The sequence below is a fragment of the Mycobacterium sp. 1482292.6 genome (assembly GCF_001672995.1).
Taxonomy (GTDB): domain Bacteria; phylum Actinomycetota; class Actinomycetes; order Mycobacteriales; family Mycobacteriaceae; genus Mycobacterium; species Mycobacterium europaeum_A.
This window is the reverse complement of the sequence record NZ_LZKV01000021.1, coordinates 43,751-65,109: the sequence shown is the minus strand read 5'-3', so window position 1 is coordinate 65,109 and position 21,359 is coordinate 43,751. Positions and strand designations below refer to the sequence as shown.

Annotated in this window: 20 protein-coding genes and 1 tRNA gene; 12 read left to right on the top strand and 9 right to left on the bottom strand. The window is 67.7% G+C overall.

What is annotated here, in order from left to right; genetic code table 11:
* The first annotated feature begins 45 nt into the window (after nucleotides 1-45).
* Together A5624_RS01410 and A5624_RS01405 are read left to right on the top strand one after the other, a co-directional pair.
* Complete coding sequence (locus A5624_RS01410; RefSeq protein ID WP_066860346.1) at nucleotides 46-948, top strand: DMT family transporter; 903 nt, start codon at nucleotides 46-48, stop codon at nucleotides 946-948.
* A 159-nt stretch (nucleotides 949-1,107) separates the two neighbouring features.
* Nucleotides 1,108-2,319 (top strand): Ig-like domain-containing protein, encoded by a 1,212-nt coding sequence (locus A5624_RS01405; RefSeq protein ID WP_066860342.1) that lies wholly within the window; start codon nucleotides 1,108-1,110, stop codon nucleotides 2,317-2,319.
* A gap of 8 nt (nucleotides 2,320-2,327) precedes the next feature.
* Here A5624_RS01405 and A5624_RS01400 read toward each other — a convergent pair whose 3' ends face one another.
* The 3 genes from A5624_RS01400 to orn form a co-directional block, all read right to left on the bottom strand.
* Entirely contained in the window at nucleotides 2,328-2,750 is a 423-nt protein-coding gene (locus tag A5624_RS01400; RefSeq protein WP_369806973.1) for a hypothetical protein, read from the bottom strand.
* A gap of 84 nt (nucleotides 2,751-2,834) precedes the next feature.
* Nucleotides 2,835-2,910: transfer RNA gene (locus A5624_RS01395), tRNA-His, on the bottom strand.
* A 55-nt stretch (nucleotides 2,911-2,965) separates the two neighbouring features.
* Nucleotides 2,966-3,613 carry an oligoribonuclease gene (orn, locus tag A5624_RS01390; protein ID WP_066860339.1) on the bottom strand — a complete coding sequence of 216 codons (648 nt, stop codon included), beginning with the start codon at nucleotides 3,611-3,613 and terminating at the stop codon, nucleotides 2,966-2,968.
* A 271-nt stretch (nucleotides 3,614-3,884) separates the two neighbouring features.
* On the opposite strand from orn, the gene A5624_RS01385 reads away from it, so the two are divergent.
* Nucleotides 3,885-5,456 (top strand): helicase HerA-like domain-containing protein, encoded by a 1,572-nt coding sequence (locus tag A5624_RS01385; protein WP_066860336.1) that lies wholly within the window; start codon nucleotides 3,885-3,887, stop codon nucleotides 5,454-5,456.
* Nucleotides 5,457-5,570: 114 nt separating this feature from the next.
* On the opposite strand, the gene cmrA is transcribed toward A5624_RS01385, so the two are convergent.
* Entirely contained in the window at nucleotides 5,571-6,377 is an 807-nt protein-coding gene (gene cmrA / locus A5624_RS01380; protein ID WP_066860333.1) for a mycolate reductase, read from the bottom strand.
* Between the two features lie 68 nt (nucleotides 6,378-6,445).
* On the opposite strand from cmrA, the gene A5624_RS01375 reads away from it, so the two are divergent.
* Nucleotides 6,446-7,798, top strand: a complete 1,353-nt coding sequence (locus tag A5624_RS01375) for an MFS transporter (RefSeq protein ID WP_066860329.1) — start codon at nucleotides 6,446-6,448, stop codon at nucleotides 7,796-7,798.
* A 13-nt stretch (nucleotides 7,799-7,811) separates the two neighbouring features.
* Here the strand turns inward: A5624_RS01375 and A5624_RS01370 are convergent, their stop codons facing one another.
* Together A5624_RS01370 and A5624_RS01365 are read right to left on the bottom strand one after the other, a co-directional pair.
* A complete protein-coding gene (locus tag A5624_RS01370) occupies nucleotides 7,812-8,591 on the bottom strand; it encodes an MmpS family transport accessory protein (protein ID WP_082972523.1) in 780 nt (259 codons plus the stop codon).
* A 64-nt stretch (nucleotides 8,592-8,655) separates the two neighbouring features.
* Nucleotides 8,656-9,312, bottom strand: coding sequence for a TetR/AcrR family transcriptional regulator (locus A5624_RS01365; protein WP_082990462.1), 657 nt, complete (start codon nucleotides 9,310-9,312; stop codon nucleotides 8,656-8,658).
* Between the two features lie 195 nt (nucleotides 9,313-9,507).
* Between A5624_RS01365 and A5624_RS01360 the strand changes: the two genes are divergently transcribed.
* From A5624_RS01360 to A5624_RS01325, 8 genes are all read left to right on the top strand, one after another.
* On the top strand, nucleotides 9,508-11,094 hold the full coding sequence (locus A5624_RS01360) for a carboxyl transferase domain-containing protein (RefSeq protein ID WP_066860377.1): 1,587 nt from the start codon (nucleotides 9,508-9,510) through the stop codon (nucleotides 11,092-11,094).
* Nucleotides 11,095-11,099: 5 nt separating this feature from the next.
* Nucleotides 11,100-13,115, top strand: coding sequence for an acetyl/propionyl/methylcrotonyl-CoA carboxylase subunit alpha (locus A5624_RS01355; protein ID WP_066860324.1), 2,016 nt, complete (start codon nucleotides 11,100-11,102; stop codon nucleotides 13,113-13,115).
* Nucleotides 13,112-14,278, top strand: coding sequence for an acyl-CoA dehydrogenase family protein (locus tag A5624_RS01350; protein ID WP_066860320.1), 1,167 nt, complete (start codon nucleotides 13,112-13,114; stop codon nucleotides 14,276-14,278). The genes A5624_RS01355 and A5624_RS01350 overlap by 4 nt, the downstream gene beginning before the upstream one ends.
* Complete coding sequence (locus A5624_RS01345; protein ID WP_066860317.1) at nucleotides 14,275-14,775, top strand: MaoC family dehydratase; 501 nt, start codon at nucleotides 14,275-14,277, stop codon at nucleotides 14,773-14,775. Before A5624_RS01350 ends, A5624_RS01345 begins: the two co-directional genes overlap by 4 nt.
* Nucleotides 14,772-15,593, top strand: coding sequence for a CoA ester lyase (locus A5624_RS01340; protein WP_066860314.1), 822 nt, complete (start codon nucleotides 14,772-14,774; stop codon nucleotides 15,591-15,593). The genes A5624_RS01345 and A5624_RS01340 overlap by 4 nt, the downstream gene beginning before the upstream one ends.
* Nucleotides 15,594-15,776: 183 nt before the next feature.
* Nucleotides 15,777-16,859, top strand: coding sequence for a pyruvate dehydrogenase (acetyl-transferring) E1 component subunit alpha (pdhA, locus tag A5624_RS01335; RefSeq protein WP_197497860.1), 1,083 nt, complete (start codon nucleotides 15,777-15,779; stop codon nucleotides 16,857-16,859).
* A 9-nt stretch (nucleotides 16,860-16,868) separates the two neighbouring features.
* A complete protein-coding gene (gene bkdB, locus A5624_RS01330; protein WP_066860308.1) occupies nucleotides 16,869-17,924 on the top strand; it encodes a 3-methyl-2-oxobutanoate dehydrogenase subunit beta in 1,056 nt (351 codons plus the stop codon).
* A complete protein-coding gene (locus A5624_RS01325; protein ID WP_066860303.1) occupies nucleotides 17,921-19,090 on the top strand; it encodes a dihydrolipoamide acetyltransferase family protein in 1,170 nt (389 codons plus the stop codon). The genes bkdB and A5624_RS01325 overlap by 4 nt, the downstream gene beginning before the upstream one ends.
* Before the next feature lie 8 nt (nucleotides 19,091-19,098).
* On the opposite strand, the gene A5624_RS27925 is transcribed toward A5624_RS01325, so the two are convergent.
* The 3 genes from A5624_RS27925 to A5624_RS01315 all read right to left on the bottom strand — a co-directional run bounded on the left by A5624_RS27925 (nucleotide 19,099) and on the right by A5624_RS01315 (nucleotide 21,053).
* Nucleotides 19,099-19,389, bottom strand: coding sequence for a hypothetical protein (locus A5624_RS27925; RefSeq protein WP_156748724.1), 291 nt, complete (start codon nucleotides 19,387-19,389; stop codon nucleotides 19,099-19,101).
* Between the two features lie 103 nt (nucleotides 19,390-19,492).
* Entirely contained in the window at nucleotides 19,493-20,263 is a 771-nt protein-coding gene (locus tag A5624_RS01320) for an enoyl-CoA hydratase (protein ID WP_066860300.1), read from the bottom strand.
* Nucleotides 20,264-20,642: 379 nt separating this feature from the next.
* Complete coding sequence (locus A5624_RS01315) at nucleotides 20,643-21,053, bottom strand: hypothetical protein (protein WP_066860297.1); 411 nt, start codon at nucleotides 21,051-21,053, stop codon at nucleotides 20,643-20,645.
* Between the last annotated feature and the right edge of the window lie 306 nt (nucleotides 21,054-21,359).

Below are 21,359 nucleotides of genomic sequence, written 5' to 3'. Positions count from 1 at the left end.
CCACTACCGCGAAGTCCGAAACGCCGGACACCCACGGAGATTTTCATGTCGCACACACTGATCGCCGCTCTCCTCGCGTTGAGTTCCGCGTTGTGCATTGCCACGGGCGACGTGTTGCAGCAACGCACGGCCCAGCGCATCACCGACCGGGCGGTAGGCTCCGTCGAATTGTTCGCCAATTTGCTTCGCAGCCAACGGTGGTGGTGGGGCACACTGCTCTTGGCGGCGAGCATTGCGTTGCAAGTCGCGGCCCTGGGCGAGGGTTCGGTGCTGCTGGTCCAGGCGCTGCTGATGTTTTCGGTGCTCTTCGCGCTGCCCCTCAACGCCAGGCTGTCGCACCGGGCCGTCACCGCAGGCGAATGGGTGTGGGCCGCGCTGTTGACCGCCGCGGTGACAGTGGTGGTCGTCGTCGGCAATCCGCAAGCCGGCCATAGCGGCGCATCGCTTCGCACCTGGGCGGTGGTGGCCATCGTGTTGGGGCCGCTCCTGATCGGCTGTGTGGTGGCCGGCCGCATTCGGGGCGGCGCGGTGGCCGCCATGTTGTTCGCCTTCGTGTCCGGGGCGTTGTGGGGCACCTTTGCGGCGCTCACCAAGGAGGTCGTCGCTCGGCTCGGCGAGGGGCCGGCCGCGGTGATGCGCGCCCCGGAGCTCTACGCCTGCATCCTTGTCGCCCTGGGCGGCGTGGTGTGGAGCCAGGCGGCGTTTCGCGCCGGGCCGCTGACCGCGTCCATGCCCACGCTGCAGGTGTCGCAGCCCGTCGTCGCGGCGGTGCTGGGCGTCGTCGTCCTCGGCGAGACGCTTGAGACCGGTCGACCCGGCATGATCGCCCTGACGGCAGCGGCGCTGGTGATGATCGCGGCCATCATCAAGCTCGCGCGCGTCGAGGCCGTCAGCGCCCGCGACAGGGGCGACGCCGAACTGCACGAAGAGTCCAACTTGCCGGCGTAGTCGGCGCCGCTGGCTGTTGGCCGCGCCGGAAATGACGATTTCATTGCGGCGATGACACCGAACGGACGCCCCGGCTCAGCTGGCACGGGAGCGTCGGCAGATGCCATTAGAATGCCTGCAGCTACCTCGCTGGTCAGCGGTGACCATCTGGAGAATTGAATGGAAGGTCACTGGATGGCGCATTTGCGGAAACGCCGATCATGGCTGGTGGCTGCCATCGTTCCGATTGCTGTGCTCACCGCCGCCTGCGATGGCAACCACGCGGCGGCACCGGCGAAGGTCATCTTCGACAAGGGCACCCCGCTGGCCGACCTGCTGGTCCCGAAGCTCACCGCCTCGGTGACCGATGGCGCCGTCGGTGTGACGGTGGATGCGCCCGTCACGGTGAGCGTTGCCGACGGCGTGCTCGCCTCGGTCAGCATGGTCAACGAGAACGGCAGGTCGATCAGCGGGCAGCTGAGTCCCGACGGCCTGCGGTGGTCGACCACCGAGCAGCTCGGCTACAACCGGCGTTACACGTTGACCGTGAAGGCAACCGGCCTGGGCGGCGCGGCCAGCAAGCAGATGTCGTTCGAGACCAGTTCACCCGCCCACCTGACCATGCCCTACGTCAGCCCGGCCGACGGCGAGGTGGTGGGCATCGGTGAGCCGGTGGCGATCCGCTTCGACGAGAACATCGCCAACCGGGCGGCGGCCCAGAAGGCCATCAACATCACCACCAACCCTCCGGTCGAGGGCGCGTTCTATTGGCTGAACAACCGCGAAGTGCGTTGGCGCCCAGAGCATTTCTGGAAGTCAGGGACCACCATCGACGTGGCGGTCAACACCTACGGGGTGGACCTGGGCGACGGGATGTTCGGCGAGGACAACGTCAAGACGCACTTCACCATCGGTGACGAGGTGATCTCGACGGCCGACGACACCACCAAGACGGTGACCGTGCGGGTCAACGGCGATGTTGTCAAGACCATGCCGACGTCGATGGGCAAGGACAGCACCCCAACGGCCAACGGCGTCTACATCATTGGCGCCCGGTTCAAGCACATCATCATGGACTCCTCGACCTACGGGGTTCCGGTCAACTCGCCCAACGGATACCGCACCGAAGTCGACTGGGCCACGCAGATGTCCTACAGCGGCGTTTTCGTCCATTCCGCGCCATGGTCGGTGGGCGCGCAGGGGCACACCAACACCAGCCACGGCTGCCTGAACGTGAGTCCCAGCAACGCCGAGTGGTTCTACGACCACAGCAAAAGCGGTGACATCGTCGAGGTGGTGCACACGGTCGGGCCGACGCTGCCCGGGATCGAGGGGCTGGGCGACTGGAACATCCCGTGGCCGCAGTGGAAGGCGGGCAACGCCAACACCTGACGTAGCGGTCAGTCGATCTTGTGCCAGCTCCCGCAGCTTCGGGTCATGAACGCGGTATCGGTCGGCAGGATCCGGACCACCTGGGGGCCGTCGCCGACGTTGTTGTCGATGATGTCGTTGGTGTCGAAGCTGCGCAGCCTCGCCCAATAGCACCCGGACTTGGCGCCATCGCTGCGGTAGGTGCCCGCCGCGATGTCCTTGTTGACGATGTAGGTGCCGTTGTTCTCGATCGATGTCTTGGGCCCCGGCGGGGGTGGCGGGGCGACGGTCTTGGTCACCGTCTTGGTTTCCGGTGGCAGTGTCGACATGACCGTCGTCGTGGTGTGACTCGACCCGCCACAACCCGCGAGGAACAGCGCGACCCCCACGACGGCCGCTGCCCCCGGGCGCAGGCGCCGGGGTCGGGGCGGGGCGGGGCGTTGTCTCGTCACTACCTTCCACTCACGGGTGCATCGGCATCGCGCCGAGTCGGTAACACCATAAAAGGTCAGGGAGCGGTGATGCTCCCTGACCTGTGGGGTGAGTGACGGGACTCGAACCCGCGACATTCAGGATCACAACCTGACGCTCTACCAACTGAACTACACCCACCACGGCCGCAAGCCGACCTGCGCACGATGTCGGTCAACGAGCGGCGACGTCGATACTAGCCGGTCGGCGGCGCGGAGGCCGAATCGTTTGGTCCCGGTGCGTCTTTTCCGCCATCGAGGGCGGCGACGATCGCCTCGATTTCGCTGGTAGACGGGCCCGGCGGCGCGACGAACGCGGCCTGGCGGTAGAACTGCAGCTCGCGGATGGACTCGTGGATGTCGGCCAAAGCGCGATGGGCCAGGCCTTTTACCGGCTGACCGAAGTAGATCCGCGGATACCAGCGGCGGCAGAGCTCTTTGATCGAACTCACATCGATCATGCGGTAGTGCAGGTAGGCGTCCAGGGCGGGCATGTCGCGCACGATGAAGGCGCGATCGGTGGCGATGGAGTTTCCGGCCAGCGGCGCCGTCTTGGGTTGCTTGACGTGTTCGCCGATGTAGTCGAGCACCATCGCCTCGGCGGTCGCCAGGTCGACGGTCGAGGCCCGCACTTCGTCGGTGAGCCCCGAGCGCGAGTGCATTTCGCTGACCACGTCGCCCATCGCCGCGAGCGCGGCGTCGTCGGCATGGATCACCACGTCGACCCCGTCGCCGAGAACGTTCAGATCGGCGTCGGTCACCAGCGCCGCGATCTCAATCAGCTTGTCCGAGCCCAGATCAAGCCCGGTCATCTCGCAGTCGATCCACACCAGTTCGTCTCGCACAGCGCTCAGACTAGTGGCGATCGCAAGTGCGGCGGAGCCGGGCGCTGCGGGTCGCCACCGTCGGACCAGTGGCGATCGCAAGCGCGGCGGAGCCGGGCGCTGCGGGTCGCCACCATCGGACTAGTGGCGATCGCAAGCGCGGCGGGTCGCCACCCAGTGCACTACGCGCAGGTGACGCCCGCGCCGGTCCTCGCCCGCGTCTCAACTGGAGAAGTAGGGTGAGCGTTGTCGAACTGCATGCCGAATCACCGGGGAAGAGGGGCGCAGCACGATGAGCACCGATTCAGCGGCCACGGCCGCGACGCGGATCGCCGAGGGCTACGCCGTCGGTGGCCAGGCACTCGAATTGGGCACGGTCGTCATCGACGGGGCGGCCGATCCAACGGCACAGATCCGTATCCCGCTGGCCACCATCAACAGGCACGGCCTGGTGGCCGGCGCCACCGGCACCGGCAAGACCAAGACGCTGCAACTGATCGCCGAGCAGCTCAGCGCCGCGGGTGTTCCCGTGCTGATGGCCGATGTGAAGGGCGACCTGTCCGGGCTTGCCCAGCCCGGTAAGGGCGACGACAAGACGGCCGCGCGGGCCAAAGACACCGGCGACGACTGGGAGCCGACCGGTTTTCCGGTCGAGTTCTTGTCGCTGGGCACCGATGGGGTCGGTGTGCCGATCCGGGCCACGGTGGCCAGCTTCGGTCCCGTGCTGTTGTCAAAGGTGCTGGGGCTCAACGCCACTCAGGAGTCCACGCTGGGGCTGATCTTCCACTGGGCCAAGGAGAACAACAGCGCCCTGGTGACCCTGAACCAGCTGCGTGATGTCATCACCCACCTGACCAGCGATGCCGGCAAGGAAGACCTGAAATCCCTTGGCGGAGTGTCGTCGACGACGGCCGGGGTGATCCTGCGGGCGCTGGTGAACCTCGAGGGCGAGGGCGGCGACACGTTCTTCGGCGAGCCGAAGCTCGACCCGCGCGATCTGCTGCGCGTCGACGCGGGCCGCGGCATCATCTCGCTGCTGGAGTTCGGCGGTCAGTCGTTGCGCCCGGTCATCTTCTCGACCTTCCTGATGTGGCTGCTGGCCGACCTGTTCACGGTGTTGGACGAGGTCGGCGACGTGGACAAGCCGAAGCTGGTCTTCTTCTTCGACGAGGCGCACCTGTTGTTCGCCGACGCGTCCAAGGCGTTTCTCGAGCAGGTCGAGCAGACCGTGAAGCTGATCCGGTCGAAGGGCGTCGGGGTGTTCTTCTGCACCCAGTTGCCCACCGACATTCCCAACGACATCCTCTCCCAGTTGGGCGCGCGCATTCAGCACGCGTTGCGCGCGTTCACGCCCGACGACCAGAAGGCGCTGAGCAGGACCGTCCGGACCTACCCGAAAACCGATGTCTACGACCTGGAATCGGCGTTGACGTCGCTGGGGATCGGCGAGGCGGTGGTGACCGTGCTGTCCGAGAAGGGTGCGCCGACGCCGGTCGCGTGGACCCGCATGCGAGTGCCCCGCTCGTTGATGGCCTCGATCGGCAACGACGCGATCCAGTCGGCGGCGAAAAACAGTGCGCTGCAGGCCACCTACGGCGAGACCAAGCCTCAACCGGCGCAGCCGCAGGCCAGCCCGCCGGCTCGGGCCCCGTCGCGGGCGCCGCAAACCCAGTCGGACTACCCGCCGGTCCCCTCGAATGAGGCGGTCCCGCCGATGCCGGAGCCGGCGGAGCCGGCGGGGCCAAAGGGTCCCTCGATGTGGGAGGAAGTGCTGCAGAACCCGACGGTGAAAAGCGGCATCAACACCGCGATACGTGAAGTGGTGAAAAACATCTTCGGCACCGGGCGCCGCCGCCGGAAGTAGCGCTGGCCGTTCGTCGCGCCCGTAACGCCACGGCGAAAAATCGGGCTGATAATCGCCGCTGCGTTACGCCCAGGGAGCCGCCGCCGCTACGACGCCGCTACGCCGCCGCCGGAACTATCCGCCGCCGAGCTTCTTGTAGAACGCGCCAACGATGGGCGCCACGATGGCGCGCGGGCCGTACCCGCTGGCCACCGACATGGCCTTTGACGTCAGACCCGGGACGACGCGCATCTTGTTGCGCGCCAACGCATCCAGCGACACGCGCGCGGTGTGCTCGGTCGAGATCCACAGAAAGTCCGGCACCAGCCGCTCGACGATCGAGGCCTCGGTGTCGTCGGGCAGATCGGTCCGCACCGGGCCCGGCGCCAGCAGGGTCACGTTGACGCCGGACCCGCGCAGCTCACCGCGCAGCGATTCGCTGAAGGTGTTCGCGAACGCCTTGGTCGCCGCATAGGTGGCGTTGTAGGGGATCGGCGAATTACCAGCCGCCGAACCGGAAATGAGGATGCCGCCGGACTTCCGCTCGACCATTCCCGGCAGCACGGCCAGCGTAAGGTCATGCACCCCAAGGACATTCAGCTGCAGTTGCGCCTTCTCGCCGGCCGGATCGAGCGTGGCGACCGGACCGAAGGTCGCGGTGCCCGCGTTGGCGCACAGGATCGAGATGGGGCGGGCGGCCAGCTCGTCGCACAGCTTCGCCCGTTCGCCCGGGTCGGCCAGGTCGGCGGGGCGCACGTCGACGGTGACGCCGTACTTGCCGGTCAACCGGGCGGCCAGGTCCTTGAGCAGGTCTTCGCGACGTGCGGTGACGATCAGGTGGTGTCCGCGTGCGGCGAGTTCGGTGGCGAGTGCCTCACCGATGTTCTGCGAAGCTCCGGTGACAACGGCGCGCGCCTCGGCGCTTGGGGCGGGTAACGGCATGCGCCAATCGTAGACAGCGGGCGCAACGCGGCCCGCGGGCGATCGCGGGCGCCTATAGAGTGCCGGGCATGAGCCAGCCGGAGTCGCATCCCGCCACGCCCGCGCGATCGCGCGTGCTGGCCTGGGCGCTCTGGGACTGCGGTTCGACCGGCCTCAACGCGATCGTGGCGACCTTCGTCTTCTCCGTCTATCTGACCAGCAGCGTTGGGGTGGGGATACCCGGTACCACCACCCCGGCGAGCTGGTTGGGCCGCGCGGCGGCCATCGCCGGGCTGACGGTCGCCGTGCTCGCGCCGGCCGTCGGCGTGTGGGTGGAATCCCCGCACCGCCGGCGGGTAGCGCTCAGTGTGCTGACCGCCACAGCGGTGACGCTGACCGGTGCGATGTTCTTCATCCGCGACCGTCCCGGCTACCTGTGGGCGGGCCTGGTGCTGCTGGGGGCGACGGCGGCGTGCGGCGATTTGGCCAGCGTCCCGTACAACGCCATGCTGCGTCAGCTTTCGACGCCGCAGACTGCCGGGCGGATATCCGGGTTCGGCTGGGCGTCAGGTTATGTCGGAAGCGTTCTGCTGCTGCTGGTGATCTACACCGGGTTCATCTCCGGGTCCGGCGGCGGTCCTGACGCGACGCGCGGTCTGCTGCGAGTTCCCTTGCGGGACGGGCTTTACGTCCGCGAGGCGATGGTGGTGGCCGCGATCTGGTTCGCGGTGTTGGCGCTGCCCCTGCTGTTCGTCGCGCAGCGGCTCACCGCGTCCTCGGAGGAGTATCAGCCGACCAGCATGCTGGGCGGCTATCGAAAGTTGTGGACCGAGGTCAGCGGGGAGTGGAAGCGCGACCGCAACCTGGTGTACTTCCTGTTCGCCAGCGCCCTCTTCCGGGATGGGCTGGCGGCGATCTTCGCTTTCGGGGCGGTGCTCGGCGTCAACGTGTACGGCATCACCCAGGCCAACGTGTTGATCTTCGGGGTGGCCGCCAGCGTGGTCGCCGCCGTGGGGGCGGTGCTGGGCGGGTTCGTCGACCACCGGGTCGGGTCGAAGCCCGTCATCGTGGCCTCACTGCTCGCGATCATCGTCCTGGGCCTGACCCTGATGGTGCTGTCCGGCCCGGTGGCCTTCTGGGTGTGCGGGCTGCTGCTGTGCATGTTCATCGGCCCGTCGCAGTCGTCGTCGCGCGCCCTGCTGCTGCACATGGCCAAGCACGGCCGGGAAGGCGTCGCGTTCGGCCTCTACACCATGACCGGGCGGGCGGTGGCGTTCGTCGCGCCCTGGCTGTTCTCGGTGTTCGTCGACGTCTTCGGCGCCGTGCGGGCCGGCCTGGGTGGGATTTCGCTGGTGCTGGTCGCCGGACTGGTGGCGATGCTGGCGGTCCGGGTCCCGCTGCGCGCCTCCGCGGTCGCCCAACCCGCGGCCGAGCCGTCGTAGCGGGCGCGGCCGGCTAGCCGCGGGCGTCGCAGATCGTCAGACCGCCGCCGACGCGCTTGCTGACCTGCACCCCGTCGACGGTCAACGTGCAGGTGACGCTGTGGCCGATGTTGACGATGGTGACGTTGGCCGGGTGATTGGCCGACTTGGACAGGCTGACCTCTTTGCTCCAGGGCAGCGCCACGTTGAATTCGGTCTGGATGAGGCCGCCGGTGTCGATGTACATGATGCTGATCGCGCGGCCCTCGCCCGAGACGGTGTAGACGACATCCTGCATTGCCGCCGGCCCGGTCGTCTCGGGGGGCAGGGCGGGAACGCTGGTCGGTGGTATCGGTGCCGGAATGAGCGACGGGGTCCGGTGCGGCGACGTCGTCGTGGTCGGCGTGCTGGGCTCGGGCATCGCCGGCAACGGCGGGACCGCGGTCTGGGTCTTGATCGCGTCGTTCGCGAGCACCAACGCGATCACCAAGGCGACGGCCAGCAACACGGCCGCGCCGGCGCCGATCCACAACCACCGCGACGATTTCGGAGCGTCGGGCGGCGGGGGAGCCATGCCGGGCGGCAGCTCGCTCGCCGGGGGCAGGTCTTGCTGCCAGTAGGCCGGCAGCCGCTTGGTCGTGTTCGCCTCGTTCGGACTGGGCGCCCACGGTGATGACGTCGTCCCGCCATAGCTCGGCCCGTACGGCGTCTGGTCGGCGTACGCGGGATCGGCGGAGGGCGAATACCTCGGCTGCTGCGGCCCCGGCTGCGACGTGCTAAACCGCTCGGTGGGACGTGAATCGTTCATGTCCACCTCATGGCTTGCAGGGTACCTGTACTGAAGTGTTAAAGCCCTGAGTCACCTTACGACGGGGAACTCAGAGGCAGCGATTTCCGGCGGCGAGCGCGGCCACCGTCATCGCCCGCATGACGGTGCGCGACCGCGCCGTGCGGACCGGCTTGCTGCGCGAGGCGTCCGAGGACTTCATGCTGTGCGGGGTCGAATTCAGCAGACCGAACACGGCGTGCGCCGCCAGCCGAGCGTCGGCCTCGGCCAGCTCGGGATTGAGCTCCCGCAGCACCCCCACCCAGACCTCGACGTACTGACGCTGGGATTTGCGCACCTGCTTTTCGGCCGCCTCGGGCAGATGCGCGAGGTCGCGATCCTGGATGCGGATCAGGTCGGGTTCGTCGAACACGAAGTCCAGATGGAAGTCGATCAACCCGTCCAGCACGGCGGTGGCATCGGCGTTGTCGGCCCGCACCCGCCGCGCACCGGCGAGCAGCCTGGTGCTGATACCCACCAGCAATTCGACGAGCAGCGACTCCTTATTCGGGAAGTGCCGGTAGATCGCCGGACCGCTGACGCCGGCCGCGGCGCCGATGTCTTCCAGCCGCACCGCGAGGAACCCGCGCTCGGCGAACAACCGCTCGGCGGCGGACAGAAGTTGTAGGCGGCGGTCAGATTTCAACTGACTCCGGCGATTTGGAGCGTCGGGGGCACCCGCCTGACCGTCGGAGGCGGACGTTGTCATGACGAACCTCCGTTGATTAACTGGCCCTAACGTAGCACGAGTTATTCGCGATTAACTCACGTTTTCCGATTGGTGCGATCGTTTCTGGACCGGCAACGACGACGATGGTATTCTCCCCTTGAGTTAATGAGCATTAACTCAAGAATTGCCTGACCGCACGACGGCAAGGAGGCTGCTGCGGCGATGGACAACGTGGTGACCTCGCCCGCGAAGGCCGAGGCGTCGTTCGCCGACGAGCACCGCCGGCTGGTCGGCGAGCTGAACGACAAGCTGGCCGCGGCGGCGCTGGGCGGTAACGAGCGCGCGCGGGAACGCCACGTCAGCCGCGGCAAGCTGTTGCCTCGCGAACGGGTGGACCGCCTGCTCGACCCGGGTAGCCCCTTCTTGGAGCTCTCCCCGCTGGCCGCCCACGGCATGTACGGCGACGAATCTCCGGGCGCCGGAATCATCACCGGCATCGGCCGGGTGTCGGAGCGCGAGTGCGTGATCGTCGCCAACGACGCGACGGTCAAGGGCGGCACCTACTACCCGATGACGGTAAAAAAACATCTGCGCGCCCAAGAGGTGGCGCTGCAGAATCGGCTCCCGTGCATCTACCTGGTGGACTCCGGGGGTGCGTTCTTGCCACGGCAGGACGAGGTGTTCCCCGACCGCGAGCATTTCGGTCGCATCTTCTACAACCAGGCGACCATGAGCGCCAAGGAGATTCCACAGGTGGCCGCGGTGCTCGGTTCATGCACGGCCGGCGGCGCCTACGTGCCCGCGATGAGCGACGAGGCCGTCATCGTCCGCGAGCAGGGCACGATCTTCTTGGGGGGTCCACCCTTGGTCAAGGCGGCGACCGGCGAGATCGTGTCGGCCGAAGACCTCGGTGGTGGTGACCTGCATTCCCGCGTTTCCGGTGTCACCGACCACCTCGCCGACGACGACGAACACGCCCTGCGGATCGTGCGTGCGATCGCGGCCACCTTCGGTCCGCGCGGGTCCAGCCCGTGGGAGGTGCGATCCCCGGTCGCACCCAGGTGCGTGCAGACCGAGCTCTACGACGTGGTGCCGCCCGACCCGCGCGTGCCCTACGACGTGCACGAGGTCATCGTGCGGCTGGTCGACGGCGGCGAATTCAGCGAATTCAAGGCCAATTACGGCAAGACCCTGGTGACCGCGTTTGCCCACATCCACGGCCACCCGGTGGGCATCGTGGCCAACAACGGCGTGCTGTTCAGCGAATCCGCCTTGAAGGGCGCGCATTTCATCGAGCTGTGCGACAAGCGCAAGATCCCGCTGCTGTTCTTGCAGAACATCGCCGGCTTCATGGTCGGTCGCGATTACGAGGCCGGCGGCATCGCCAAGCACGGCGCCAAGATGGTCACCGCCGTCGCCTGCGCGCGGGTGCCCAAGCTGACCGTCGTGATCGGTGGTTCCTATGGGGCGGGCAACTATTCGATGTGCGGCCGGGCCTATTCGCCACGCTTCCTGTGGATGTGGCCCAACGCCCGGATCTCGGTGATGGGCGGCGAACAGGCCGCGTCGGTGCTGGCCACCGTGCGCGGCGAGCAGCTCGCCGGCGCGGGCAAGCCGTGGTCGACCGACGAGGAAGAGGCGTTCAAGGCGCCCATTCGCGAACAATACGAGAGTCAGGGCAACCCCTACTACTCCACGGCCCGGCTGTGGGACGACGGGATCATCGATCCCGCCGATACCAGAACCTTTGTCGGGCTGGCCCTTTCGGTGTGCGCGCAAGCGCCGCTGGAACCCGTCTCCTACGGCGTCTTCCGGATGTGAGTGCAGTGTTCGAAACCGTTTTGGTGGCCAACCGGGGCGAGATCGCGGTTCGGGTGATCCGCACCCTGCGCCGACTGGGCATCCGCTCGGTCGCCGTTTACAGCGATCCCGACGACGGCGCGCGCCACGTGCTCGAGGCCGACGAGGCGGTGCGACTGGGCCCCGCGGCGGCGCGCGAGAGCTATCTGAACATCGACAGGGTCGTCGAGGCGGCCGTGCGTACCGGATCTCAGGCGATCCATCCGGGTTACGGATTCCTTTCGGAGAACGCCGATTTCGCCGCCGCCTGCGAGCGGGCCGGGGTGGTCTTCCTGGGCCCGCCGGCCCGGGCGATCCAGGTGATGGGCGACAAGATCACCGCCAAGAACGCGGTCGCCGCCTTCGACGTCCCGGTGGTTCCCGGGGTCGCCAAATCCGGCCTGAGCGACGACGAGTTGGTCGCGGCCGCGGACGAGGTCGGATACCCGGTGCTGATCAAACCGTCGGCGGGCGGCGGGGGTAAGGGCATGCGCCTGGTGGAAGAACCGGGCAGGCTGCGCGAGGCGCTGGTGGGCGCGCGGCGCGAGGCCGCCTCGTCCTTCGGTGACGACACCCTCTTCCTCGAACGATTCGTGTTGCGCCCCAGGCACATCGAGGTCCAGGTGCTCGCCGACACGCACGGCAACATCGTGCACCTCGGCGAGCGCGAATGCAGCCTGCAGCGCCGCCACCAGAAGGTGATCGAGGAGGCGCCGTCGCCGTTGCTTGACGAGGCGACCCGGGCGCGCATCGGGGAGGCCGCCTGCAACACCGCGCGCAGCGTCGACTACGTCGGTGCGGGCACCGTCGAATTCATCGTCTCCGCGGCCCGGCCCGACGAGTTCTTCTTCATGGAGATGAACACCCGCCTGCAGGTCGAGCACCCGGTGACCGAGGCGGTCACCGGGCTGGACCTGGTCGAGTGGCAGCTACGGGTCGCCGCCGGGGAGAAGCTGGCGTTCGCCCAGGACGACGTCGAATTGCGCGGGCACGCGATCGAGGCCCGGGTGTATGCCGAAGATCCGGCACGGGGATTCCTGCCGACGGGCGGGCGGGTGCTGCAGGTCTTCGAGCCGTCCGGTGACGGTGTGCGGGTGGATTCTTCGCTGCGGGCGGGCACGCTGGTCGGCAGTGACTACGACCCGATGCTGAGCAAGGTGATCGCCCACGGGACCGATCGCGACGAGGCGCTGACGAAACTCGACCGGGCATTGAGCCGGACCGCGATCCTGGGCGTGCAGACCAACATCGAATTCCTGCGGTTTCTGCTGGCCGACGAACGCGTGCGTGCCGGTGACCTTGATACCGCGCTGCTCGATGAGCGGCTGGCCGACTTCGCTCCGGTGCCGGCCCCCGATGACGTGCTCGCGGCGGCGGGTCTTTACCGGCAATCGGCGCTGGCGTTGCGGGCTCGCCGCTTCGCGGGCAATCCGTGGGCGGCGCCGACGGGTTGGCGGGTCGGCGGCAGGCCCGCACCGGTTCGCACCGACATGCGCACCCCGCTACGCACCGAGACGGTGTCGGTGTGGGGGCCATCCGAGGCCGCCGGTGTTCGGGTGGGTGACGGTGAAACATATTCCGCCGCAGCGCAAGTCGAGCAATCGCGAATGAGCGTTACGCTGGACGGGCTGCGCCGGGAATACCACTGGGCCGAAGCCGACCGGCACTTGTGGATCGCCGACGAGCGTGGCACCTGGCACCTGCGTGAGGCCGAGGAGAACAAGATCCATCGCGCCGCGGGCGCGCAGCGGGCCGAGATCGTCAGCCCGATGCCCGGCAGCGTGATCGCGGTTCAGGCATCCTCGGGCACCGACGTTTCCGAAGGCGACGTGGTGGTCGTCGTCGAGGCGATGAAAATGGAACATTCGCTTGCCGCACCGGTTTCCGGACAGGTGGAGGTGCTGGTCTCCGTCGGCGATCAGGTGACGGTGGACCAGGTGCTGGCCCGGCTGGTGCCCGCTGAATCCGGCGCGGCAAGCGATTCGAGTGAGGACGCGTCATGACCACATCCATTACCGCGGGGACCCTACCCAAGGAATACCAGGACCTGCGCGACACGGTCGCGGAGTTCGCGCGCACCGTCGTCGCTCCGGTATCGGCCAAACACGATGAGGAGCACAGCTTCCCGTACGAGGTCGTCGCCAAGATGGGGGAGATGGGCCTGTTCGGGTTGCCGTTCCCCGAGGAGTACGGCGGCATGGGCGGCGACTACTTCGCGCTGTCGCTGGCGCTCGAGGAACTCGGCAAGGTCGACCAGTCGGTGGCGATCACCCTGGAGGCCGGCGCCAGCCTGGGCGCGATGCCCATCTACCGGTTCGGCACCGAAGAGCAGAAGCAGAAGTGGCTGCCGGACCTGACCGCCGGCCGGGCGCTGGCCGGCTTCGGGCTCACCGAACCCGGGGCGGGCTCGGACGCCGGCGGAACGCGCACCACCGCCCGGCTCGACAACGGCGAGTGGGTGATCAACGGCAGCAAGCAATTCATCACCAACTCCGGCACCGACATCACCTCGCTGGTCACCGTCACCGCCGTCACCGGCACCAATGCGAACGGCAAGAAAGAAATCTCCTCGATCATCGTGCCCAGCGGCACACCGGGATTCACGGTCGAACCGGTGTACAGCAAGGTCGGCTGGAACGCGTCGGACACCCATCCGTTGAGCTTCGACGACGCCCGCGTCCCACAGGAGAACCTGCTGGGTGCCCGGGGCACCGGCTACTCGGGCTTCCTGTCGATCCTGGACGAGGGCCGCATCGCGATCGCCGCGCTGGCAACCGGGGCGGCGCAGGGCTGCGTGGACGAAAGCGTCAAGTATGCCAAGGAACGCCAGGCGTTCGGCCAGCCGATCGGCGCCTACCAGGCGATCAGCTTCAAGATCGCCCGGATGGAGGCGCGTGCCCACGTGGCCCGCACGGCCTACTACGATGCTGCTGCAAAGATGTTGGCGGGCAAGCCCTTCAAGAAGGAGGCGGCAATCGCGAAGATGATCGCCTCGGAAGCAGCGATGGACAACGCCCGCGATGCCACGCAGATTCACGGCGGCTACGGCTTCATGAACGAATATCCGGTCGCCCGCCACTACCGCGACAGCAAGATCCTCGAAATCGGTGAAGGGACTACCGAAGTGCAGCTGATGCTCATCGCGCGATCACTGGGACTGTCATGAGCGAACCGGCCAAATCAGTTGTCCAGCGGGGCTTGTGGTTTGACGAGTTCGAGATCGGCACCACCTACCTGCACCGGCCCGGCCGCACGATCACCGAGGCCGACAACGTCTTGTTCACCACGCTCACCATGAACACCCAGTCGCTGCACCTGGACGCGGCCTGGGCGGCCGAGCAACCCGGCTTTCGCGGCGAGCGGCTGGTGAACTCCATGTTCACCCTGTCCACCCTGGTGGGGCTGTCGGTGTCGCAACTTACGCTTGGCACCATCGTGGCCAACCTCGGCTTCTCCGAGGTGTCCTTCCCCAAGCCCGTCTTCCACGGCGACACCCTCTACGCGGAAACCGTCTGCACGGCCAAGCGGGAATCCAAGAGCCGGCCCGGCGAAGGCATCGTCACCCTCGAGCACACCGGACGCAACCAGGACGGCGAGGTCGTCGCGCGGGCGGTGCGCACCACCTTGGTGCAGAAACGCCCTGCCGGCCAGGAGGTCAAGTGAACCTGCAAGCCGCCGGCCCCGGCTGGTTGTTCTGCCCGGCCGACCGTCCCGAGCGTTTCGCCAAGGCCGCCGCTGCCGCCGACGTGGTGATCCTCGACCTTGAGGACGGCGTGGCCGAAGCGGATAAACCCGCGGCGCGCAAGGCGTTGCAGGAGACGCCGCTGGATCCCGAGCGCACCGTCGTGCGGGTCAACGCCGCCGACACCCCGGAATACCCGCTGGATCTCGAAGCCCTGGCCGGCACCGCCTACACCACCGTGATGCTGTCCAAGACGGAATCGGCCGCGCAGGTGACGGCGCTGGCGCCCCGCGATGTGATCGCGCTGCTGGAGACGCCGCGCGGTGCGGTGTTCGCCACCGAAATCGCGGCGGCACCGGGCACCGTCGCGCTGATGTGGGGCGCCGAGGATCTGGTCGCCACGCTCGGCGGTAGCTCCAGCCGCAAGGCCGACGGCACCTACCGCGACGTCGCGCACCACGTGCGGTCGACGGCCCTGCTCACGGCGTCCACCTTCGGTCGGGTCGCGCTCGACGCCGTGCACCTGGACATCCGTGACCTCGATGGCCTGCGGGCCGAGGCCGAGGACGCCGTCGCGCTGGGTTTCGCCGGAACGGTGTGCATCCACCCGAGCCAGATTCCGGTGGTGCGCGAGGCGTACCGCCCCAGCGAGGAGCGGCTGGACTGGGCGCGGCGGGTGCTGACCGCGGCGCGGTCCGAACGCGGCGTCTTCGCGTTCGAGGGACAGATGGTCGACTCGCCGGTGCTCAAGCACGCGCACATGACGTTGCGCAGGGCGGGCGAGTCCGCCCCCGACTGACGGCTCCCCGAACGCGGCGTGGGCGAGGCGCGACACGTTGTGCCGTCGTCGCAATCAACGCGGTCTCTTCTCGTTCGAGCGCATAATGGTGGGTACGTCAGTGTCGCGGCGAGCGAAGCCTTTCGTGTAGCTGGCGATCGACTCCCGCTCGCGGCACCCGGCGAGGGAGGCGGTGTGGCGTAAATGTCTTCGGTGCCGATGGCTGTCGAGCTGGAACCGGTGCAACTCGTCGCTCCCGATGGCACACCGACGCCCGAACACCGCTATAGCCGTGAGCTTCCCGCGGAGACGCTGAGCTGGCTCTACGAGATGATGGTGGTCACCCGCGAGCTGGACGGCGAATTCGTCAACCTCAAGCGGCAGGGGGAGCTGGGGCTGTTCGCGTCCTGCCGCGGTCAGGAAGCCGCTCAGGTTGGCGCCACGGCGTGCCTGCGCAAGACGGATTGGTTGTTCCCCCAATATCGGGAGCTCGGCGCGTTTTTGGTGCGCGGCATCCCGCCGGGGCATGTCGGGGCGGCGTGGCGCGGAACGTGGCACGGCGGCCTCGAGTTCACCAAGAAATGCTGTGCCCCCCTGTCGATTCCGATCGGCACCCAGACCCTGCACGCCGTGGGCGCGGCCATGGCCGCCCAACGCCTCGGCGAGGATTCGGTGACGGTGGCCTTCCTCGGCGACGGCGCCACCAGCGTGGGAGACGTGCACGAGGCGTTGAACTTCGCGGCGGTGTTCGGCACGCCTTGCCTGTTCTTCGTGCAGAACAATCAGTGGGCGATCTCGATGCCGATATCCCGACAGACCGCCGCACCCTCGCTGGCGCACAAGGCGATTGGTTACGGAATGCCCGGAATACGGGTGGACGGCAACGACGTTTTGGCCTGCTACGCGGTGACGGCCGAGGCCGCCGCCCGAGCCCGGGCCGGCGGTGGGCCGACGTTGATCGAGGCGGTCACCTACCGCCTGGCCCCGCACACCACATCCGACGATCCGAGTCGATACCGGACGCAAGAGGAAGTGGATCGCTGGGCGGCGCTGGAACCGATCGCGCGGTACCGCAGCTACCTGCAGGGCCAAGGTCTGTGGTCGGACCGGTTGGAGGAACGCGTCGCGGCCCGAGCCAAGCGGATGCGGGCCGAATTGCGCGACGCGGTGTTCGACGCGCCCGACTTCGACATCGACGAGGTGTTCACCTCGGTGTACGCCGAGATCACACCGGGGCTAGAGGCACAGCGCCAGCAGCTGCGGGCCGAACTCGACCGAAGCGATTGAGAGGCATCCATGACTCAGCTCGCTGATCGCCCGGCCGGCCACGACGAGACGCTCGCCGCGGCAGTAGAACACGTCGTGCTGGGCGCGCAGTCGCTGACCATGGTGCAGGCGCTCAACCGGGCCCTGCACGACGCCATGGCCGCCGACGATCGGGTGCTGGTGTTCGGCGAAGACGTATCGGTCGAGGGCGGGGTGTTTCGGGTCACCGAGGGGCTGGCCGCGGCGTTCGGCGAAGCACGCTGCTTCGACACGCCCCTCGCCGAATCGGCCATCATCGGGATCGCGGTGGGGCTGGCGTTGCGCGGCTTCGTGCCGGTACCCGAGATCCAGTTCGACGGGTTCTCCTACCCGGCCTTCGATCAGGTGGTCAGCCACCTCGCCAAGTACCGCACCCGCACCCGCGGCGAAATCAACATGTCGGTGACGGTGCGCATCCCCTCGTTCGGGGGAATCGGTGCCGCCGAACATCATTCGGACTCGACCGAGTCGTATTGGGCCCATACCGCCGGCCTGAAGGTGGTAGTACCGTCCAGCCCCGCCGACGCCTATTGGCTACTGCGGCATGCGATCACCTGCCCGGACCCGGTCATGTACTTGGAGCCCAAGCGCCGCTACCAGCGTCGCGGGCTGGTTGACGTCACCCGGCCCGAACCACCGATCGGACGGGCGATGGTGCGCCGGCCGGGTACCGACGTGACCGTCGTGACGTACGGCAGCCTGGTCGGCACGGCCGTCGGAGCAGCCGAAGAGGCTCAGCGGCAACGCGGTTGGAGCCTGGATGTCATCGATCTGCGCTCGCTGGTGCCACTGGACTTCGATACCGTCGCCGCGTCGATCTACCGGACCGGACGCTGCGTGGTGATGCACGAGGGCCCCCGGAGCCTGGGGTACGGGGCCGGCCTGGCCGCCCGAATCCAGGAGGAGTTGTTCTACGAGCTGGAGGCCCCGGTGTTGCGCGCGTGCGGGTTTGACACCCCGTACCCGCCGGCGCGGCTGGAGAAGTGGTGGCTGCCCGGACCCGACCGGCTGCTTGATTGCGTCGAGCGCGTGCTGGGGCAGCCATGAACGACGAGCGGGTCAAGTCGTTTCGGGTCCCCGACCTCGGCGAGGGGTTGGAAGAAATCACCGTGACGCAGTGGCACGTGGCGGTGGGCGAGGACGTCGAGCTCAACCAGGTGCTGTGCACGGTGGAGACGGCCAAGGCCGAAGTGGAGATCCCCAGCCCGTACGCGGGTCGCATCGTCGAACGCAACGGCGCCGAAGGCGATGTCCTCAACGTCGGGGCGGTGCTGCTGCGGATCGACACAGCGCCGCTGGGCGGCGATTCGCCGGCCGCCGAGACGGCGCCACCGACGCTGGTCGGTTATGGCGCCGACTCCGGCATCGACATCAGCCGGCGCACCACCCGCCCGCTGGCCGCGCCTCCGGTGCGCAAGCTGGCCAAAGAGCTGATGGTGGATCTCAACTCGGTGCAGGGTGGCGCGGGCGCCATCATCACTCGGGAGGACGTGCTGGCGGCGGCCGGCGGGAACGGCCATGGCGCCGACGTGCGGCCGGTCCAGGGTGTGCAGGCCCGGATGGCGGAGAAAATGACGCTGTCGCACAAGGAGATTCCACCGGCGAAAGTCGGTGTCGAGGTCGACTGCGCGGAGCTGCTGCGGCTGTCCGACCGGTTCCGCGCGGAGCAGGAGACCATCACACCCTTCGTCCTGACGTTGCGCTTGCTGGTCATCGCGTTGCGCCACAACGAGATGTTGAATGCGACCTGGGTGGACTCGCCGCAGGGACCGCGGGTGCGCGTCGAGCACCGTGTGCACCTGGGCATCGCCGCGGCCACCGAGCGTGGATTGCTGGTCCCGGTGATCGCCGATGCCCACACGATGACGACCCGCGAACTGGCAAGCAGGGCAGCCCAATTGATTGCCGGCGCGCGTGCCGGCAGCCTGGGACCGGGGGAGCTGCGCGGCTCGACGTTCACCGTGACGAACTTCGGGGCGCTGGGTGTGGACGACGGGGTGCCGGTGATCAACCATCCCGAAGCCGCCATCCTCGGCATGGGAGCGATCAAGCCGCGGCCCGTCGTCCGGGGCGGCGAGATCGTGGTGCGCCCGACGATGTCGTTGACATGTGTGTTCGACCATCGCATCGCCGACGGGGCGCAAGCCGCCCAATGTGTCTGCGAACTAAGGGATCTGATCGAGGCACCGGAGACCGCGTTGCTCGACTTGTGAGCGCCGGGTCACGAGTGCGGCGGCACGGGGCACCAGAACAGGCCACAGTTGAAGTTCGGCTGATGAAACGGCGGCGGGGGCGGGTACGGCGGAGGGTTGTCGGTGTCCCAACATTGGTTCCAGTACTTGTTCTCGCCCCAGGCCGGGTTCCACGGCTGGTTCGGGCACCAATGCGCTTGCGGCGGCGGCGCCGGCCGGGCCTGCGCGGTACCCGCCGTCAGCGCGAGTCCCGCCGTGGCGAGCCCACTAGTTAGCAGGGCCCCGGCGACAAGCCGGGTGAAGGTGTGGTGGATGTGCACGCTGCATTCCTTTGCTCAGGCGCCACTTCGGTCGGCGTCGTCGCAGCAAGTGCAGCCGGTCCGCCGCGCTACCGATCCCAATCTGCGCGCGTGCGGGGGAGGCCTACCGGCGTTGCGCGGCGGCCAATCGCTTTGCGAATTCCGGTGATTGGATGGAATACGACTGCGGGCCGAGCTCGGCGCGCATGGCCAGCTGGTGTTGCTCGTTGTCCAGCGATCCCGGGCTGACGGTGGCGCGCATGGTGGCCTTGGTCGCCAGCACCACGTCGCGCGGTGCCGCCGCCGGGCCGGCGGCCAGCTCAAGCGCCGCGGCTACCGGATCGTCGGCGACGCTCAGCGCCAAGCCGTGCTGTACGGCGGCGTCGGCGTCGAAGCGCATGCCGAACAGCAGCGCGGCCCGCGCCACCTGGGGGCCGACGGCTCGCTGGAACATCCACGTCGCGCCCCCGCCCGGGTGTAGACCGAGCTTCTGGAATCGCGCGTCGAACACCGCGGCGGGTCCGGCGATGCGCACGTCGGCGGCCAGGGCCAGATTGAGACCCGCGCCCACCGCGGCGCCGTTGACGGCGGCAATGGTGGGCAGCCGGCAACCGCCGACGGCCATGAAGCCGTCGTAAAGCTGCTGCAGGCCCGCCTCGGCGGCGCCGCCGCCCGCCGCGCCCAGGGCGCTGAGGTCCGCGCCCGCGCAGAACGCCTTGCCGGCCCCGGTGACCACCACGGCATGCACCTCGGGATCGGCTTCGGCCCGCTCGACCGCCTCTCGCAGCAGGCCCGACGACTCGGCGGTGATCGCGTTGCGCCGATCGGGATCGTTGACGGTGATGAGCGCGACCCGGTTGGTGACGTTGAACAGGATCGGTTCGGACTGGGCCATCGGGCACCTCCGGCTTCGGGTCTTGGTGGCGGATCCGCCTGGGCACACCGGTTTAACGGCGGCAGCGTCTTGGGCGAGGTAAGACTACTTCGCGCCCCGCACCCCGAGTCGGCCGGTGCGAGCGTGAATATCGAGAACCGGTAGGAAAAGGCGGGCATTCGACCGCTGGCGCAAAGGCGGAAACGTTTGCGGGGCCCGCAACGGATATCGGAATCTACAAGCAATGCTGTGTTTATCAAAACATTATCTGCTGCTTTTCGCCCGCGCCGGTCGAACGCCCGGGTCGACCTGGTGAAACAAGGGGTGGGCGCCCGCTCACGGGCCGGATGTCGGAGCTGGGCGCCGCCCTTGCCGCGCCACGGACGTTGCTCGGGCCGCGTTACAGCTCGGGTTTCGCTAACTTCTTCGCCAGCTCATCGAGTTCGGCTTGGCGCTCCCGCACCGCACACCCGCGCCGTTCCGTGCGCGCTCCGCGCATAACGGCCACCGGCAGCGCATCACTACGCAACTTGGTGTTGGCGTAATGTATTGCGGCATCGATCATTTCGATGTATCGCTCGGCATCGTGCTCGGCGCACGAACCCTCGATCCGCTGGATTTCATCCCAGCAAGGATAGGAGGAATACCGGGCATCAAGTTGTTGCTGCGAGACTTGCGTTCCGAAGTAACAGCGCCAGTCGCGGCTTAGCCAACCCCGAGTTTTGACTTCGACTTTGATTCGATTGCCAACGCCGGCTATGAACCTCGGCTCCCCGACGCGCACTACCGGCTGCCAGTCATTCGACGCCATATTTCGCCAACCCCTCGAAGAGAAGACGCTGTAAGTAATGATCTCCCCGTAAGCGCCATCTGCTCGTTTTGACACGCTGTTCCCAGTTCGATTAAAGCGCAAACTTTTGACAGCGACTTCGAGTTTTGTGGGTCCGCGGACGCTATGGGACCCTCACCCGATTGCCATTTGCCGCGGTTGCGCGTGCGGGTTCGTGGCCATCAACGCGATCGCCAAAATGCGCCGTGACCTGCGCCAGCGCGCCAATCGCAAAAGTAATTAGATCTTGCTTCGTGCGGCTTGCGTCGGGGTGCCCCCACCAATTCA

Excerpts from the sequence above, each read along its gene's own strand:
- A5624_RS01385 (WP_066860336.1), top strand. The coding sequence starts at position 3,885 with ATGAGCACCGATTCAGCGGCCACGGCCGCGACGCGGATCGCCGAGGGC.
- A5624_RS01345 (WP_066860317.1), top strand. The coding sequence starts at position 14,275 with ATGAGCGAACCGGCCAAATCAGTTGTCCAGCGGGGCTTGTGGTTTGAC.
- A5624_RS01375 (WP_066860329.1), top strand. The coding sequence starts at position 6,446 with ATGAGCCAGCCGGAGTCGCATCCCGCCACGCCCGCGCGATCGCGCGTG.
- bkdB (WP_066860308.1), top strand. The coding sequence starts at position 16,869 with ATGACTCAGCTCGCTGATCGCCCGGCCGGCCACGACGAGACGCTCGCC.
- A5624_RS01350 (WP_066860320.1), top strand. The coding sequence starts at position 13,112 with ATGACCACATCCATTACCGCGGGGACCCTACCCAAGGAATACCAGGAC.
- pdhA (WP_197497860.1), top strand. The coding sequence starts at position 15,777 with ATGTCTTCGGTGCCGATGGCTGTCGAGCTGGAACCGGTGCAACTCGTC.
- A5624_RS01410 (WP_066860346.1), top strand. The coding sequence starts at position 46 with ATGTCGCACACACTGATCGCCGCTCTCCTCGCGTTGAGTTCCGCGTTG.
- cmrA (WP_066860333.1), bottom strand. The coding sequence starts at position 6,377 with ATGCCGTTACCCGCCCCAAGCGCCGAGGCGCGCGCCGTTGTCACCGGA.
- A5624_RS01405 (WP_066860342.1), top strand. The coding sequence starts at position 1,108 with ATGGAAGGTCACTGGATGGCGCATTTGCGGAAACGCCGATCATGGCTG.
- A5624_RS01365 (WP_082990462.1), bottom strand. The coding sequence starts at position 9,312 with ATGACAACGTCCGCCTCCGACGGTCAGGCGGGTGCCCCCGACGCTCCA.
- A5624_RS01315 (WP_066860297.1), bottom strand. The coding sequence starts at position 21,053 with ATGGCGTCGAATGACTGGCAGCCGGTAGTGCGCGTCGGGGAGCCGAGG.
- A5624_RS01325 (WP_066860303.1), top strand. The coding sequence starts at position 17,921 with ATGAACGACGAGCGGGTCAAGTCGTTTCGGGTCCCCGACCTCGGCGAG.
- A5624_RS01320 (WP_066860300.1), bottom strand. The coding sequence starts at position 20,263 with ATGGCCCAGTCCGAACCGATCCTGTTCAACGTCACCAACCGGGTCGCG.